The organism is Sphingomonas sp. NFR15 (assembly GCF_900103265.1).
GTDB lineage: Bacteria > Pseudomonadota > Alphaproteobacteria > Sphingomonadales > Sphingomonadaceae > Sphingomonas > Sphingomonas pollutisoli.
The window spans coordinates 166,995-183,886 of the sequence record NZ_FMWX01000003.1; the positions used below are offsets into that span (position 1 = coordinate 166,995).

At 67.7% G+C, this 16,892-nt stretch carries 12 protein-coding genes; 8 read left to right on the top strand and 4 right to left on the bottom strand.

The annotated features are described in order from the left end of the window. Nucleotides 1–18 precede the first annotated feature (18 nt). The 8 genes from BLS81_RS08875 to BLS81_RS08910 all read left to right on the top strand — a co-directional run bounded on the left by BLS81_RS08875 (nt 19) and on the right by BLS81_RS08910 (nt 11,959). Nucleotides 19–1,569: a hypothetical protein gene (locus tag BLS81_RS08875; RefSeq protein WP_143023329.1), complete on the top strand. Its 1,551-nt coding sequence runs from the start codon at nt 19–21 to the stop codon at nt 1,567–1,569. A 49-nt stretch (nt 1,570–1,618) separates the two neighbouring features. Continuing rightward, complete coding sequence (locus BLS81_RS08880; protein ID WP_256326148.1) at nt 1,619–2,425, top strand: type VI secretion system accessory protein TagJ; 807 nt, start codon at nt 1,619–1,621, stop codon at nt 2,423–2,425. After that, nucleotides 2,422–2,955 (top strand): type VI secretion system baseplate subunit TssE, encoded by a 534-nt coding sequence (tssE, locus tag BLS81_RS08885; RefSeq protein ID WP_093223193.1) that lies wholly within the window; start codon nt 2,422–2,424, stop codon nt 2,953–2,955. Before BLS81_RS08880 ends, tssE begins: the two co-directional genes overlap by 4 nt. Further along, nucleotides 2,955–4,829, top strand: coding sequence for a type VI secretion system baseplate subunit TssF (tssF, locus tag BLS81_RS08890; protein WP_093223195.1), 1,875 nt, complete (start codon nt 2,955–2,957; stop codon nt 4,827–4,829). The genes tssE and tssF overlap by 1 nt, the downstream gene beginning before the upstream one ends. After that, on the top strand, nt 4,793–5,836 hold the full coding sequence (gene tssG / locus BLS81_RS08895) for a type VI secretion system baseplate subunit TssG (RefSeq protein ID WP_256326149.1): 1,044 nt from the start codon (nt 4,793–4,795) through the stop codon (nt 5,834–5,836). The genes tssF and tssG overlap by 37 nt, the downstream gene beginning before the upstream one ends. Next, nucleotides 5,833–8,487, top strand: coding sequence for a type VI secretion system ATPase TssH (gene tssH / locus BLS81_RS08900; RefSeq protein ID WP_093223199.1), 2,655 nt, complete (start codon nt 5,833–5,835; stop codon nt 8,485–8,487). Before tssG ends, tssH begins: the two co-directional genes overlap by 4 nt. Next, nucleotides 8,484–10,802, top strand: coding sequence for a serine/threonine-protein kinase (locus BLS81_RS08905; RefSeq protein WP_093223200.1), 2,319 nt, complete (start codon nt 8,484–8,486; stop codon nt 10,800–10,802). Before tssH ends, BLS81_RS08905 begins: the two co-directional genes overlap by 4 nt. A gap of 236 nt (nt 10,803–11,038) precedes the next feature. After that, nucleotides 11,039–11,959 carry a LysR family transcriptional regulator gene (locus BLS81_RS08910; RefSeq protein ID WP_093223202.1) on the top strand — a complete coding sequence of 307 codons (921 nt, stop codon included), beginning with the start codon at nt 11,039–11,041 and terminating at the stop codon, nt 11,957–11,959. Between the two features lie 50 nt (nt 11,960–12,009). On the opposite strand, the gene BLS81_RS08915 is transcribed toward BLS81_RS08910, so the two are convergent. The 4 genes from BLS81_RS08915 to BLS81_RS08930 form a co-directional block, all read right to left on the bottom strand. Next, a complete protein-coding gene (locus BLS81_RS08915; protein WP_093223204.1) occupies nt 12,010–12,837 on the bottom strand; it encodes an alpha/beta fold hydrolase in 828 nt (275 codons plus the stop codon). Between the two features lie 163 nt (nt 12,838–13,000). Continuing rightward, entirely contained in the window at nt 13,001–13,867 is an 867-nt protein-coding gene (locus BLS81_RS08920; protein ID WP_256326150.1) for a proline iminopeptidase-family hydrolase, read from the bottom strand. Between the two features lie 248 nt (nt 13,868–14,115). Beyond that, nucleotides 14,116–14,877: a response regulator transcription factor gene (locus BLS81_RS08925; protein ID WP_093223208.1), complete on the bottom strand. Its 762-nt coding sequence runs from the start codon at nt 14,875–14,877 to the stop codon at nt 14,116–14,118. Between the two features lie 87 nt (nt 14,878–14,964). Beyond that, entirely contained in the window at nt 14,965–16,581 is a 1,617-nt protein-coding gene (locus BLS81_RS08930) for a GMC family oxidoreductase (RefSeq protein ID WP_093223719.1), read from the bottom strand. Between the last annotated feature and the right edge of the window lie 311 nt (nt 16,582–16,892).

Here is a 16,892-nt window from a genome sequence, read left to right on the forward strand (position 1 = left end):
GCCGCGCCACCTCAAGCTGTGAGACCGGCCGTGCCCCTTCTTTCGTCATCGACAGCCAAGCGACAGACGTTGGTCGTCTTTCATGGCACATTGGCGTCGCTCCTCCGGTCCGCTGGAGAGCAGGCTCAAACGCCCGGCGAGTTCCGGCTGGCGGTCACATTGGACGCCAACACGTACATGACGGTATTGAAGAACCCGCTGCTCGAAAGCGCGATCATCGAATCCGTCGGCAAGAAGATAGTGACCGATGTCGCCCCCAAACTGGCGCAATATTACCGCGCCAACGGCAGGGTGTCGGAGATCGCGACGCCGTTGCAGGAGGCGATCAGCCTCGCGCCGAAATGGGTCGAGGAGGTCTATAACCAGTACGCCCCCGCAATCGCGCTGTGGCGGAAGAGCCGGCGCGAACAGAGTCTTGCCGTCCTCAAGAACCTGTTGTCGGTCGGTACCGCGACGGCGGGCATCGTTTCGGCTGCACCCACTTTCGGCGCGACGTCGATTCCGGCGGTGTATGCCCTGTGGTCGGCGACTTCGGAACTCGTCGGGACGCTTCAGGTCGCGTGGCGCAGCGTGACGGAGGCGGAGGCCGCGGTGTTGGCCGAGGCGCGGGCCATCGACCAATATTTCAAATCGCAAAATTCCGCGCTCGATCACCTTGAGCCGACTCCCGGGATCAAGCGCGCCAGCCCGATCAACCCGGCGAGTTTTCCATCGCAAGCAGCCAATCCCGCAAGCCCGAGCCTCGCGCCGGTCGGCTGGGCCAAGGCCGCCGCTTTCGGCAAAAACGCCGCCGGTACCGTTGCGACCGCGCTGGGCGCCGGGCCGGCGATGTCGGCCGTCGGCATTTCCGCAGGTCCGTCGGTGGCGCGCTTCAAGTCGGCGATGCAGCAATATGAGGTGAAGCTGGCCCATCTCGTCAGCGAAGCCAACAGCCTCACCAAGCTACTGATGGAGATTCTCGTTCAGAACGAGCAACTCTCCCATAGTCTGGCGCCTGGCGACATGAACAAGCTCAAGGCGGGCGAGGCGCGCGTCCAGCAGATCATCGGAACCGAAACGGGCGGGGGCATCAGCCGCGCACGGCACGGCTTCCGAGGCAAGATCTCGATCCTGTGGCTCGTCGCCTATGCGGAACGCGGCAAAGAGCTTGCCGTCAGCCTGCGCACCGACATGGCCAGCCGGCTCGAAACATCCGGGTTGAACCAGTTGCGAGGTTCCGAGGCGGCGATCACCTTCGCGATCACCCTTGCCAAATGGTGCGTCGATAATCGCGAAGCGCTCGGAAGCACTTCTCTGGTCGAGTTCGGCCAGGCCATGAAGATCCTGAGTGATGACGGCGCCGTCCAGTTCAAGGGCATCGCCGACGCGAAGATGACCCTCATGGAGTGGAAGGCCGGCTGCCAGGACGTCATCGACGCTTTCAAGAAAGATGGTGCCGATCTTCAGGGGAGTGATCTGATCGAGGAGATCAAGATCGACTACAAGGAAGACTTCAACGGGTACAAGGAAATCTACGCCGGCGCCAAGGAGCTCAAGGAAAGCATCAAGGAGGCGATGTCACCCGCATGATGCCCGATCTGCTTCGACACGCGGTTTCTCCAGATCAAAGGGTGTGGCCATGAATCAGCAACATCACGCGGCCATGCCGATCAAGACCGGAGCCGATGTCACCGCCACGCTTGCTACCTTGGTCGCTGCCATCCGAGGAAAGCCTTCCGATCTGCAATCGCGCATGTACCTGTTCCAGTTGTTTTGCGTGGAAGGGCAATGGGAAAAGGCGGGTGCGCAACTGCGAGCGCTGGCCCAGCTCTCGCCCGAGGCGCAGATGCTGGCGGCCGCTTATGGCCAGGCGATCGCCGGCGAGACGATGCGCGCTGCGTGTTTCGCCGGTCGTGCCAAGGCATCCCTGCTGGTCGATCCGACCGGTTGGGCATCCGATCTGGTCACGGCGATCGAGGCTGAAGCGCAAGGCGACGTCGCACGGGGCGTGCAATTGCGCTCCGACGCGTTCGATCGTTGTCCGCAGACGGGCGGGAGCGTCGATGGCCGGCCGTTCGAGGCGCTGTTCGATGGCGACATGCGGTTCGGGCCGACGTTGGAAGCGATCGTCGCCGGCCGCTGGGGTTTGATCCCCTTCTCTGCCATCGAGGAGATCATCACGGCCGGCCCGATCGACATGCGCGATCTGGTGTGGCTGCCGGCCGAGATCCGGTTTCGCGAAGGGCCCGCGCTCGCGGCGCTCCTCCCGGTTCGCTATCCGGGCGTGGAGCGCGAGGCGGATGCCGAACTGCGGCTGGCGCGGCGCACCGAATGGCGTGAGACGTCCTATGCGGTACACGGCGCCGGTCAACGCATGTGGACCACCGACACGGGCGAGGACGTCGGCATCCTGTCGTTCCGCCGCATCGCGTTCGTGCGGCCATGACGCCGACGCGCGCGAACCCGACCTTGTTCGACAAGCTCGTCGCGGATCTCGAGCTCGATGGGCTGCGCTCGGACGCGGAAGAGGTCGGCGCGATCGACCGGGCATCGCTGCGCTACTATACCGTGCCGCGCATCGAGCGCTTCAACGAAGCCGCCCTGCGCGCCACCGTGTTGCGTGAGCTGAACTGGCTGCTCAACACGACCAACCTTGCCGCCGTGCAGGATCTCTCGAGCGTGCCCGAAGTGGCGGCGTCGACGCTCAACTACGGGTTGGGCGACCTGACCGGTCGGTTGCTGACGCGCCCCGGCGTGCAGGCGCGGGCACGGGAGATGCGGCAGTGCATCGCCGCGTTCGAGCCGCGCGTCGCGCGAGCCAGTCTCGACGTGCAGCCCGATACGGATCGGGGCCGTCCGCACCGGATCGGCTTCGTCATCCGGGGCGATCTGACCGCGGCCGCGCGCGCGCTGCCAGTGGTGTTCCGCAGCGATTTCGAGATCGACACGGGCGCCGTGGAGCTCTGGAGCGAGTGATGGATCCCCGGCTGCTCCAGGCTTATAACGACGAACTGATCTATCTGCGGCAGACGTCGCAGGAGTTCGCGTCAGAGCATCCCTCCGTGGCGGGTCGGCTCGGTTTGGGCGCGGTCGGCGACGTCGATCCCCATGTCGAACGGCTGCTGGAAGGGGTCGCCTTCCTCGGCGCCCGCGTGCAGCTCAAGTTGCAGGATCAGTTCGGGGACTTCACGCAGCACCTGCTGAACGCGATCCAGCCGCATTACCTCGCCCCCACGCCCTCGATGTGCGTCGTGGCGTTCGAGCCGCGCGAAGGCGACGCGGCATTGGCGCACGGCATCGACGTGCCGCGCCACACGGCGATGCGCGGCACGGCCGCCGATCGCGACCAGACGCCCGTCACATTCCGAACCGGCCAGGCCGTGACGTTGTGGCCGTTGCAGTTGATCGAGGCGGAGTATCTGCCCGGCCGCTCCGAAGTCGCGCCGTTCATCGCCGGTCATCGCGGCGTGCCGGTCGAGGCCGGGCTGCGGCTGCGCTTCGCCGCCACCGGCGGGGCGAAGCTGGAGACGCTCCACCCCGGCCGCGTGCCGCTCTATCTCGACGGCGCCGGCCCGACGCCGGGCGAATTGTACCGGCAGATGATCGGCGATGCGGTCGCCGTGGTGGCGCGGCCGGCGGGATCGGCCGACGACATCAGCATCGGCAAACGCCTCCCGGTGCCGGTGCCGCATGGCTTCGCGGAGGATCAGGGGCTGCTGCCGGGCGACAAGCGCTCACACCGTGGCTACCGCCTGCTTGGCGAGTATTTCGCCTGCCCGGAACGCTTCCTTTTCGTCGGGCTGGACGGCCTTGCCGATGCCTTCGCCGCCTGTGCCGGGCACGATGCCTGCGACGTGGTCATCTTGTTCGGCCAGTCCGCCGACGCACTGGCGCGCGCGGTGTCGCCCGGCAACTTCCGGCTGTTTGCCACGCCGGCCATCAACCTGTTCGAAAAGCAGCTCGACCGGATGGCGATGGATGCGTTCACCCACGAACGCCAGGTCATCCCGGACCGGACACGCCCGCTCGATTACGAGGTGTATCGCATCCTCGACGTGTGCGCCCACGGGCATGAGGCGACCGAGGTCCACCCGGTCGCGCCGCTCTACGATTTTGCCGGCTTGCTGCACGATTGGGATGATGCCTTGTTCTACGTGAGCAGGCTGCGTCCGCGCCGGCTGTCGACACGCGAGCAGCGCGCGCGCGCGCGCGGCGACTATGTCGGCGTCGAGCATTGGATCAGCATGAGCGCGCCTGGCCGCCCGGATCGGCTGGAGGAGATCCGTGAACTGTCGATCCGCGCGCTGGTGACCAACCGGGAACTGCCGATGCGGATGCGCACCGGTGAGGATGCGCTGCGGCTGGAGGAAGGATTTCCGGTCCGCACGACGACGATGTTGCGCGCGCCGACCCGCCCGCGGCCGCCGCTCGCGCTCGGCGATGCGGCGTGGCAGGTCATCGGCCACCTCACCCCGAATTTCACCGCGTTCGCCGGCGCGCGGGACGGCGATGCCGCGCTGCTGCGCCGCCATCTGGCGCTCTACGGCCAGGTCGATGATCCCGGTGTGCGCCGTCAGGTCGAGGGTGTGCGCGCGATCCGCTCGAGCCCCGTCTCGCGGCGTGCGCCCGGTCAGGGATCGGGCGCGATCCTGCGCGGGCAACGGCTGCATATCACCCTGGACGAAAGCGGCTTCGAAAACGGCCGGGCGTTTCTGTTCAGCGCGGTGCTCGACCGGTTCCTTGCCGAGTTCGCCGCCGTCAACAGCTTCATCGAAACGGCATTCGACAGCCTTCAGCGGGGAGGATTTGCGCAATGGCCCGCACGTCTCGGCCACCGTCCGACCATTTGAGCTTGCTGGCGCGCGCCGCGCCGCATGTCGATCGGCTCGCGCCGCTCGCGCTGCTGCGCGCGGTGGAAGCGCGTGCGCCCGGACTGCCGCGCATCGGCCATTCCAAAATGCCGTCCGACGATGTGGCGACACTCGCGCAGACGCCGATGATGGCGTTCCCGGCGGCATCGTTGAGCGCGATAACCGTGGACGGTGCGCGGCCGCGCATCGAAGGATACTGGCTCGGCCTGACCGGCCCGATGGGGCCGCTGCCGCTGCACCTCACGGAGTTCGCCTCCTACGAACGCCGGTACGCCAGGAGCCAGCCGTTCGGGAACTTCGTCGATCTGGCGGCGGCGCGGATGCTGCAATTCTTCTATCGTGCCTGGAGCGCGGCCAGCCCGGCCGCCAGCGTCGATCGGCCCGATGACGATCATTTCGGTGATCGTCTCGCCGCGTTGACGGGCGCGGAGGAGGGTGCGGCAGCCGACTCTCCGTTTCCGGCCCGCGCACGCCTGCGGTACGCCGCCTTGTACGTCTCGCCCCGCAGCGCCGCCGCGATCGCCGACGCGGTCAGTGATCTGCTGCGCGTGCCGGCGCGGATCGTGGAGAACGTCGTGCGCTGGCGTGACGTCGAACCGGAGGACCGGACGGTCTTGGGCGATCGTTTTGCCGGGCTGGGGCAGGATATCGTCGCCGGGGGGCGCGTGCAGACCGCGCAGGATGCGTTCCGCGTGGTGCTCACGCTGCCGGATGCGCGCACCTACGCCGAATTCCTGCCCGGCGGGCAGCGCTTCGCGATGGCAACCGCCGCGCTCAATTCCTTCGCACCGCCGCATCTAGAATGGGAGGTGGAGCTGGAACTGCCCGCGTCGGCGATCGCCCCGGTGCGCCTGGGTGGTGGCATGCGGATCGGCTGGTCCGCCTGGACAGGCAAGCCCCGCGGCGAGGAGGCGCGCGCGGACGCGCGGCTGGGGCCGAGCGCGCGCCGGATCGCCGATCACCATAACAAGGAGCATATATCGTGACGGAGATCAGCCGGTCCGCCCTGTTCGGGCGCCTTCATCCTTCCGCGCGCAAGGCGATCGAGACCGCGACGGGGCTGTGTCGCCAGCGCGGCAACCCTTATGTCGAGCTGGCGCACTGGCTGCACATCATGGCGCGCGACGGAGGCAACGATGTGGCGGGCATCCGCGCCGCCTTCGGGCTCGACGATGCACGGCTTTCGGCCGATCTCGTCGCGGCGCTCGATCAATTGCCGCGCGGAGCGACCGCCGTGTCCGACTTCGCGCCGCAGATCGAGGAACTGATCGAGCGGGGGTGGCTCTATGCCTCGCTGCTGTTCGGCGACCGGCAGATCCGCACCGGCCACCTGATCTTCGCGATGCTGAAGACGAGCGGGCTGCGGCGGCTGGCACACGGCATTTCGGCCGAGTGGCGCAAGATCGACGCGGATCGGCTGGCGGCCGACTTCGCCACGATCACGGACACGTCGGTTGAAGCCGCCAGCGCGATCGATGCGCCGGGCGGGGGCGAACCCGTCGCGCCGATCCCCTCCGCCGGCGAGAGCGCGCTGGCGCTGTACGCGGTCGACCTCACGGCCCGGGCGCGCAGCGGCGCGATCGACCGCATCATCGGCCGCGATGCCGAGATCCGGCAGATGGTCGATATCCTGCTGCGCCGCCGTCAGAACAACCCGATCCTGACTGGCGAGGCGGGCGTCGGCAAGACGGCGGTGGTGGAGGGGCTGGCGCGTCGAATCGCCGACGGCGACGTGCCGCCGCCGCTCGCCGACGTGGCGATCCATGCGCTCGATCTCGGCCTGCTACAGGCCGGCGCGGGCGTGAAAGGTGAGTTCGAGAAGCGGTTGCGCCAGATCATCGACGAAGTCGAGCGTTCCACCCGCCCGATCATATTGTTCATCGACGAGGCGCACACGCTGATCGGCGCGGGCGGGTCGGCCGGTACCGGCGATGCCGCCAACCTGTTGAAGCCGGCGCTGGCACGCGGATTGCTGCGCACGATCGCGGCGACGACATGGGCGGAATATCGGCAATATTTCGAGAGCGACCCCGCGCTGACGCGCCGTTTCCAGCCGGTCGCCATCGGCGAGCCGGATACCGATCGCGCGATCGCCATGCTGCGGTCGCTGACCGGAGTGATGGAGGCGCACCACCAGGTGGTCGTGCTGGACGAGGCGATCGAGGCGGCGGTACGCCTCTCGCAACGCTATGTGCCTGCGCGGCAATTGCCCGACAAGGCGGTGAGCCTGCTCGATACCGCCGCCGCGCGCGTCGCCGTGTCGCGTCACGCCATGCCGGCGGTGGTGGAGGATGCGCGCCGACGCGTCGAACTGCTCGAAACCGAACGTGCCGTCGCGGAGCGCGAGGCGCAGGGCCGCTACGACCGCTCCGATCGTGTGGCGACCGTGGACGCGGCGCTGGCGAGCGGGCGCGAAGATCTGGCGGAACTGGAAGTGCGCTGGAACGCCGAACGCGATGCACTCGCTGCGGTCGCCGCCGCGCGAGCGGCGCTGATCGCGCATGACAGCGCGGAAGCGGAGGCCGCGCTCGATGCGGCGGTGGATGCGGCGCGGGCGCTGCAGGGCGACGATCCGATGATTTTCGGGGAGGTCGATGCCGATACCATAGCCGCCGTCGTCGGCGACTGGACGGGAATACCGGTCGGCCGCATGGTTCGTGATGAACTCGCCGGCACGCTGACGATCGAAGCACGGTTGAAGTCGCGGGTGATTGGCCAGGATCATGCGATGGATGCGATCGCACGTCGTATCCGCACCAGCCGGGCCAAGCTCGACGATCCCGGCAAGCCGGTGGGCGTGTTCATGCTGTGCGGGCCATCGGGCGTCGGCAAGACCGAAACCGCGCACGTCCTCGCCGAGCTGCTCTATTCGGGTGGCGACAGCCTGATCACCATCAACATGAGCGAGTTCCAGGAGGCGCATTCAGTCTCCACCCTGAAGGGCGCGCCCGCCGGTTACGTCGGCTACGGTCGCGGCGGCGTGTTGACCGAGGCGGTACGCCGCCGGCCATATTCGGTGGTGCTGCTCGACGAGATCGAGAAGGCGCACCCCGACGTGCATGAGATGTTCTTCCAGGTGTTCGACAAGGGCTATATGGAGGATGCGGAGGGCCGGTTCATCGACTTCCGCAACACGATGATCCTGCTGACGTCGAACGTCGGCACCGATCTGATCGCCTCCTTGTGTGAGGACGCGGACCTCGCGCCCGAGCCGGAGGCGTTGGCGGGCGTGCTCCAGGCCGAGCTGCTCAAGGTGTTCCCGCCCGCTTTGCTCGGTCGTCTCGTCGCGCTTCCGTATCTGCCGCTTTCGGCGGCGATGCTGCGCAGCATTATCGGGCTGCAACTCGATCGCGTGGTGACGCGCGTGGCGGAGAATCATGCGATCCGCCTGTCGTATGATGCCGAGGCGGTGGACCTGATCGCGTCGCGGTGTCTCGAAGTCTCCTCGGGCGGCCGGATGGTGGATGCGATCCTCACCAACACGCTGTTGCCCGAGCTGTCGACCGCGCTGCTGGAGCGGCAATTGCGTGGCGAGACCATCCCGTCGATTATCGTCGGCGTGGAGGATGCACGCTTCGCATATCGCTTCGGTGACGCCGGGCCGGCCATGACCGCGCTGGCAGAGGCGGCGGAATGAGCGACCCGAACGAAACGCCGCCGCCTGATCGCGCGGACGGTACGCCGGCGGATGCGGCGGACCCGATGACGATCATCACCGCCGATGACGTATCGCCGCCACCCGCGACGGGGAGCGTGCGCCGGTCCGACGGTGGGATAGAACCCGGCGATCTGCTCAACGGCATCTACCGGGTCGATCGGTTCCTCGCGCGCGGTGGCATGGGGGACGTGTACGAAGGCGTGAACGTCGAGACCGACGACCGCGTCGCGATCAAGGCGATCCGCCGGCATCTCGCCAGCGACCCCAAGATCGCCGCGTTGTTCCGCAAGGAGGCGCGCGTGCTGACGCAATTGTCGCACCCCGCGATCGTTCACTACCGCGTGCTCGCGCGCGAGCCGCAGCTCGACCTGCTGTATATCGTCACCGATTTCGTCGATGGCGAGGCGCTGTCCGAGCATCTCGACGGCACGCGCCCGAGCCTGTCGCGCGTGCTGCGGCTCGCGCGCCGGCTGGCGGGGGGCTTGGATGCCGCGCACCAGCTCGGTGTGGTCCACCGCGACGTCTCGCCCGACAACATCCTGCTGCCGGGCGGCTCGCTCGGCAAGGCCCGGATCATCGACTTCGGCATCGCCAAAAGCCTCGAAGTCGGCGCGGAGACGGTGATCGGCACCGGCTTCGCCGGCAAGCTCGGCTATGTCGCGCCCGAACAGTTCGGCGAACACGGCCGCGAGATCGGCCCGTGGACGGATGTGTACAGCACCGCCTTGGTGCTGCGCGCGTTCGCGAGCGGACGCCCCTCCGACATGGGCACGACCTTGGCGGAAGCGGTGGAACGTCGTCGCGCCGTGCCCGCGCTCGACGAGGTGCCGCCCGAACTTGCTCCGGTGCTGGCGCGGATGCTGGTGCCGGACCCGGCCGGACGGCTGCCCTCGATGGCGGCGGTGCTCGAAGCGCTGAACGGCATGGACGCGGTGGGCGCGCCGGTGGCGACGGCATCGGCCGCGTCGTTCACGCCGGCACCGACCACCTTCATCGCGGCGCCGCAGGGCCCGGTGGACAGCAAGCCGACCGTCACCAACCCGGCCACCGGCACACCCAAGCGCAAGCGCCGCCCGGCTGGCGCGCGCGTGATCGGCGGCGTTGGCGCCGCGCTGGCCCTGGCGGGCGGCGTGGCGGTGCTGCGCCCGATGCATGGAACCCCGGCCACCCCGGCGCCGGTTGCCACACGCCATGCCGCTGCCAAACCGGCGGCCTTGCCACCGATGCAGGCTGTGCTTGCCGCCTTGCCGTGCAGTTGGGTGTCGGCGCCCAACTTCCGCGCGGGCGATGTGGCGGTGCTGACGGGTGCCTCGGCCGATCCCGCCGCGCTGGCCAGCCAGGCACAAGCCGCATTTGTCGCAAACGGGCTGAAGCCCGCCCGCACGGATAGCTCGGCCGTGTTGCCGATGCCGCCCGCCGGGTGCGAGATGACCGCCGTCGCGCGCCCGCGCGCTGCCGGGCTGCATGACCTTCCCGAGACGTTGGTGGCGGCGAAACCGGTGCTCGCCTTGGCGCCGCAGACGCCGGGCTGCCCCGCCGATCCACGCGCGCGGCCGGAGATAAGCTGGTCGCAGGGCGGCAGGCGAGAGTTCGCGCTGCTGGCGCTGCTGCCCTCAGGCGCGATCGTGCAGATCGCCGGCAGCCGGGGTGAGTTCGAGCAGCAGGCACGGCTCCACCCCGATTTCTTCCAGGATCATGGCGACGACGGTTACCGCGTCGGCATCTGCCTGTCGCGCCCGGGGCCGGTGGGGTTTCTGCTCGTCCAGTCCGACACGCCGCTTGATCTGGGCATGACGTCCGGGCGACCGATCGAACCCGCCGGGTATTTCTACAAGGCGTTCCAATGGCAGGCGGCACGTCATGGCTGGGTGACGCAGGCAGCGTGGATCCGGGTTGATCCAGCGGTGGCGGCACCGCGTACCGCTTCCTTGCCGGACGCGCGTCCGAACCCGCGTGCGACGCCAGCCGCTCAAAAGTCGCCAGCGGTCCCAAGTCGAAACGCCACGAACGAGACGGAGATGAGCAAGATCGCGCTGTGCCGCCGGTTCGCCGATCAGCGGTGGCAGGATCTTGGACAGACATCGTTCGGCGCTTGCGTCGCGCGGGTCTACGCCAACGATTGCGACGTGACCTATGGCTATTACGGCACGCTTCCGATCCGGCGCTATCGCGGCCAGATCGAGGGCGAGGTCGGCGGGCGGTGGTCGGCATTGCTGCACGCGCCCGGATGCCACCGTGGCGCAGGCGGCTTATTCGGGTTGCTCGGGGGGCGGGCACAACATCGTCACGACTGAAAAGCGGGTTCGAAGCGTACCGAAGCGAATGTTCGGAAACGAAAGTTCGCTGTGCCGGCTGGGCGCGCCTATCTCTCGTGGAACTGACAGCACTTGCAAGCCGGCGAAACCAGACCCGCCGCGTGTGCTGTCGCTCGTCGGCACTGCCCGGCGCTGGAGCATGGCGCTCGAATACAGATGCATGAGTCCAGGATGGTGGCGCGCCGTGCCGGCCGCGCATTAGGTGAGATAACACGTTGAACGAATTCGAACTGAGACTTCTGCGGGTGCTTCATGCCCTCTTGGAGACGGGCAGCGTCAAGCACGCCGCCAGCCGTCTCGCCGTCAGTCCATCGGCGGTCAGCCACTCGCTAAGAGCGCTTCGGGCACGCTTTTCCGACCCGCTCTTCGTACGCGTCGGTGGCAGTCTGCAGCCGACTCCGCTCGCGCAAGCGTTACGGCCCGCACTTCAATCGGGGCTCAACGCGCTGGCGGGCGTCCTCAATCAGACCGTCGAATTCGACCCGGAGGACTCCCGCCGCACGTTCTCGCTCGTCTGTGCGGACTTGCCGCTGATTACCGCCATGCCCCGGTTGATCGGTACCGCCCGGCGGCTTTGGCCACATCTCGACTTCAGGATCAGCGGCGTTCGCTCCGGACTTCAGGCGGATTTGGCGAGCGGGCGGCTGGATCTGGTGCTGGCCGGCGCCGAGATGGAAGGCCGACTGGCGCTCGACGACGAATTGATGCGGAGCCGGATCATTTCCGAACCGCTCGTCAGCGTCGTGGCCGCGCATCACCCGCTCGGTGAGAAGAGCCTATGGACGCTGGAGGATTTCCTCGCCTTTCCCCACGTACTGGTCAGCACCGCCGGGCTGGGGGAGGGGCTCGTCGATTCAGCGCTCCGGGCGGTTGGGCGAACCCGTCGCGTCGTTGTCACGGTTCCGAATTTTTCGGCCGCGGGAATGTTCGTCGCGAACTCGGACATGATCGCGACGGTGCCGGTCTCGATGGCGCGGCGGGGCGTAGAGCGTTTGGGTCTGAAGGTCGTCGATGTGCCGCTCGAGTTCGAAAGAGCGGAAGCCTATATGTGGTGGCACCCCAGGTTTCATCATGATCCGGCGCATGCCTGGTGGCGCAACCAGTTGATGGACGCATTCGCCAATTACCGTCAGTAGCTGCCGGCATGTCCGGACCGACCCGCAGCGGTCGATCCGGACATCCGCCATCAGACGAGCGCTTCGGCGAGGAAATCGAGCAGCAGTCGCTCCACGTAGTCGGGTGCTTCCAAGTTGGCGATGTGTCCCGCGTCGGGGATCAGGCTGAAGCGGCAGCCGATCTGCTCCGCCATGGCGCGCCCTTCGGCTGCTGGACGGGCCTTGTCCTCGGCGCCCGTGGCGACGAGCGTCGGCATCGTCAGGGTGCTCAAGGCCGCAAGCGCCTCGCGCCGGCCGAAGGTCATCCGTCCGAGTGGGACGACGCTGTCGAGCAGCCTCGCGGAATTCCAGGTGCGCAGGCGCGTGGCGACATCCTCGCGGCAACCGGGGGAGTGTGTGTCGATGGCTGGTGAGAAGAACATATCCAATGCGGTCGCGACGACCGGCGGCGGGATCACGCCCGCCTGTTCGACCGCGGCGAGCATGCCGAAGTAGGCGTCACGCGAGGGTGCCGGTTCGGCGGCGAGCGAGGTATCCATCATGACGAGCGCGCTGACCCGCTCCGGCGCCATCAACGCCAGTTCCGCCGCCCACATGCCACCCAGCGACAGCCCGATCACCGCGCATCGATCGATCGCGAGATAGTCCATCAGCGACAGGTGCTGACGAGCGAGATCAGCGATATCGCGCGTGTCGGCCGGCATCTTGCCCGAACGACCATGACCCCACATGTCAGGAGCAACCACGCGATAGCGCGCGCTGAGCGCTTCGAGCTGGGGCGACCACATCCTCGAATCGAACAGGTAACTGTGGCCGAGCAGGACGGTGGGGCCGGTGCCGGCGACAAGGACATTCATGGTCGAGCCTTCCAGCTCGATCTCTTGCTCAGCGAATTTCATGGTCGGGTCTCACAGGCAGATAGATATAGGGGGCGGAGCGGGGCGATCCGGCGCCAAAGCATCCGCCGAGTATCCTTGGATCCTCCCATCGGCTCTATGCGCACTCAGCAAACGGAGACACAGGAACATGGCGACGCCTGTAACATTCGCTGATGGCTGACCGTCAGGCAGGCAATGTCCGCAAAAAGCCGAGCAGCGCCGCGAAATACGCCTTTTGATCGTCCCACATGGCGAGGTGGCTGCCGGTCTCGCTGATGAAGAGCGATGAATGCGGGATGAGCTGCGCCTCGCGTCGAATGCTCTGCGGGTCCATTTCATCGTAGCGCGCGCCCATCACGAGCGTTGGCGTCCGGATGCGGGGCAGATCCGCCCATCGATCCCAATCGCGCAGATTGCCGGTCAACGTGAACTCGTCCGGCCCCTGCATCTGGTTGTAGATGACCGGATTGATCCCGCCGAGGCTGCGGAGCACCGGCTCGGGCCAGGGGTCGAGCCGGCAGATATAGCGCGCGTAAAGCTCGCGCTGGATGATGCCGCTATATTCGTCGCCGCCCTGCTGGCCGGCCTTCTCCAGGGTCTCCAAGCGCGCCTTGACCGGGGCGGGAAGCTGATCGCGCAGTTGACGCGTACGGCGTCCGTAGTCGCTGAAGCTGGCCGCCATGTCCGACAGGACGAAGCCGCGCAGCCGCTCGGGATGCCGGAGCGCATATTCGATGCCGAGGATGCCGCCCCAGCTATGCCCTGCGAGGATCATATGATCGAGGCCGAGCCCGGCGCGGACCTGCTCCACCTCATCGAGATAGCGGGGCAGCGTCCATAGACGGGTATCGTCCGGCTTGTCCGAACGCCCGCAACCGAGCTGATCGTAAAAATACAATTCATACCCGGCCTTCGGCAGATAATCCGCGAAGCACTGCATGTAATCGTGCGACAGACCCGGGCCGCCATGCAGCAGCAGAATCTTCTTCGGTCCGCGTCCGAGCCGCTGCGTCCAGACCCGATGACCATTGGACAACCGGATCCACTGCACCCCGCCGGTATCGGCAGGCGTGGTTGCCGCCCGCAGCGGAACCGAACACGTCGCGGCGCCCAATCCGGCCAAGGCCCCGTACGTCAGAAACTCACGCCTCGTTGTCACTGCCGCCCCCCGTCGCAATCGTGCCCACCACGCTGTATTTCCACGTCGCGGCGCATACGGGGCGATGATGGCGCGGGCAAACGTCGACGCGTTACTCCGGTAACTTTGTACACGCATGGCGCGGCCTGACGCGGGCGTCGTCAGAACAGCGCCTCCACCTCCGCCTCAAGTCGATAGCCGAAGCCACGCTCGGTCTTGATGAGGCCCTCGCCGCCCGGCACCCGCGCCAGCTTCTTGCGCAGGCGCAGCACCTGCACGTCGACGCTCCGATCGAAGATATCGTCATGCGCACGGGTGGCGCGCATCAGATGGACGCGTGACAGCGACCGCCCGGGGGCTTCGAGCAGCGCGGCGAGCAGACTGTACTCGCTTTTGGTGAGATCGACGGCGGTGCCATCGGGCGCGACCAGCGCGCGCTCGGCGTGGCGCATCTCCCAGCCCGAGAAGCGATAGCCGCCGCGCAAGGGCGCGCCGATGACGCGGCCCAGTTCCTGCCGCCGCAGCACCGCGCGGGTGCGCGCCATCAGTTCCGCGAGGTTCAGGGCGCCCGAAAGGACGTCGTCGGCGCCGAGTTCCAGCCCCACGATCGTGCTCACGCTATCGGCGGCACCGTCGTCGTACAGGATCACGGGCACGTTCGAGCGGCTTCGGATCTCGCGCAGCACGTCGAGCGCGTTGCGGCTGCGCAGCCGCGCGCTCAGCGCGACGAGGCTCAGTTGCCGGCTGTGCAATTGATGCGCGACATCGCGCGGGCCGGAACCGATCGACGTCCAGCGACGATCGCGCAGATAGGATAGAATGCGGTCCCGGCCGCGTTCGTCCTCGTCGACGACGAGGATCCGGCCGACGCTGGTCGCGCGACAGGCCGGTTCCGGGAAAGCATGCATCGGGAAGCGGTACATTGGAGGACTCCGCAAAGGCTCGCGCCGGGGTGGGGAGCGAGGCGGTGTGCCCGCCCGGCGGCGGGCACACCGATCTTGGCCGGACGGCTAGATCCGATGCGTCGCGCGCAGGCTGGCCGCGGCCTGCTCGCCGATGATCGCGCACGGGGCCTGGGTGTTGCCCGTCGTCACGCGCGGCATGATCGAGCCGTCGGCGATGCGCAGCCCGTCGATGCCGTAGACGCGCAGCTCGCCATCGACCACCGACATGCTGTCGCGGCCCATCTTCGCCGTGCAGGTCTGGTGCCAATAGGTCACCGCCGATTCGCGCACATAGTCCTTCAGCGCCTCGCCCCGCAGGGTGCCGGGCATCGCCTCGCCGCGCACCAGCGGTCGGAACGCCTCGGCATTGCCGAGCGCGCGGCAGAGTTCAATGCACGCCAGCGCCGCGGTCATGTCGGCGGGATCCGACATCATGTTGGCGTCGATCCGCAACGCGGCGGCCGGATCGTCGCTGCGCAGCCGCAGCCGCCCGCGGCTGTGCGGCTGGGCGAGTCCGGCGAACATCGTCCAGCCATGCTCGGGCACCCCGCGCGCGGCGCTCCGCTCGCTCGGCACCGGGAACTCGACCTGGCAGAACAACAGGTCGGGCGCAGTCAGCTCGGGGCGGCTCTTCCAGTAAAGCGTCGCCTCGCTGCCGTTGTTGCGCGGGGCGATCGGCTCGGCATATTCCCAGGTGCAGCCGAACGAGACATGGTCCTGCAGGTTGGCGCCCACGCCCGGCAGGTGCTGGCGGACGGGAATGCCCACCCGGCGCAGCTCGGCCTCGTCGCCGATGCCGGAATGCATCAGCACCTTGGGCGTCTGCATCGCGCCCATTGCGAGCACCACTTCGTGCCCGGCCCCGATCCGCCGACGTTCGCCGCCGCGCACGATGTCGATGCCGACGGCGCGGTGTCCTTCGAACGCGACCCGCTCGACCGTGGCGCCGGTCAGCACGGTGAGGTTGGGGCGGTCGAGATAGGGCCGCACATAGGCGCGGAAGAGAGACTCGCGGCGGCCGTCGCGCACGATCATGTCGGTGATCGCCGCACCGCCCTCGCTCTCCATCATGCGCCCATTGGGGCTTTCATAGGTGGGGATGCCGAGTTCGCGCGCCGCGTCGAGCAGCGCGTGCGCGACCGGGCTCGGATCGGCGGCGGGCTGCACCCAGACCGGACCGCCCGTGCCGCGATGGCTGGGGTCGGGCGCGCCCTGCCAGTTCTCGATGCGGCGATAGATGTCGAGCACGTTCTGGTAGTTCCAGCGCGCATCGCCCGCCTCCGCGGCGAAATGCTCCCAGTCGTTGCGGTGGCCACGCGCCCAGACCATCACGTTGACGCTGGAGCCGCCGCCCAGCCCCTTGCCCATCGACATCGACAGCGCGCGGCCGCCTAGATGCGGGTTGGGCTCGGCGGTGAAGCCCCAGTCGCGTTCGGTGCCGAGGTTGGTCGGCCACAGCGCGGGGTCGAGCACGGCTTCGGCCTCGTCGCTGCCGCCGGCTTCGGCCAGCAGAACCTGAACGGCCGCGTTCTCGGCGAGGCGCCGCGCGACGACCGAGCCGGAGGAACCGGCGCCGCAGACGATGAAGTCATAGGCCGGCTTGATGTCGGCGGTGAGGCGGCTTTGGTTTTCAGCAGCGCGGCGGAGAAACGCGGCCTGCTCGGCGGGATTGGCTTGGGTCATCATCAACTCCTTCGAATGGCAGATGCGCGATCAGGAAGGAGGCACGCGTGTCCGCGAGCGCGGTGAGGGCGTGGGACACGCCGCCGGCCGCACCAAGGGAAGGTGGCTCTCACTCGATCGCGCCGCCGACCGAAGGGGTTGTCGCCCCGCTCGCCCGGCGTTCCGAAGGGGTTTCGATTCGGGATTTCGCCTCCGGTGCGATCGCAATATCAATTCTATCAAATATGGCAATACTAGCGGATTGTGAATTTGGTTACAGACGTGTTACAGTAGCGTGTCCGGCTATGGCTGTGCTCGTGGAGCAGCCGGTC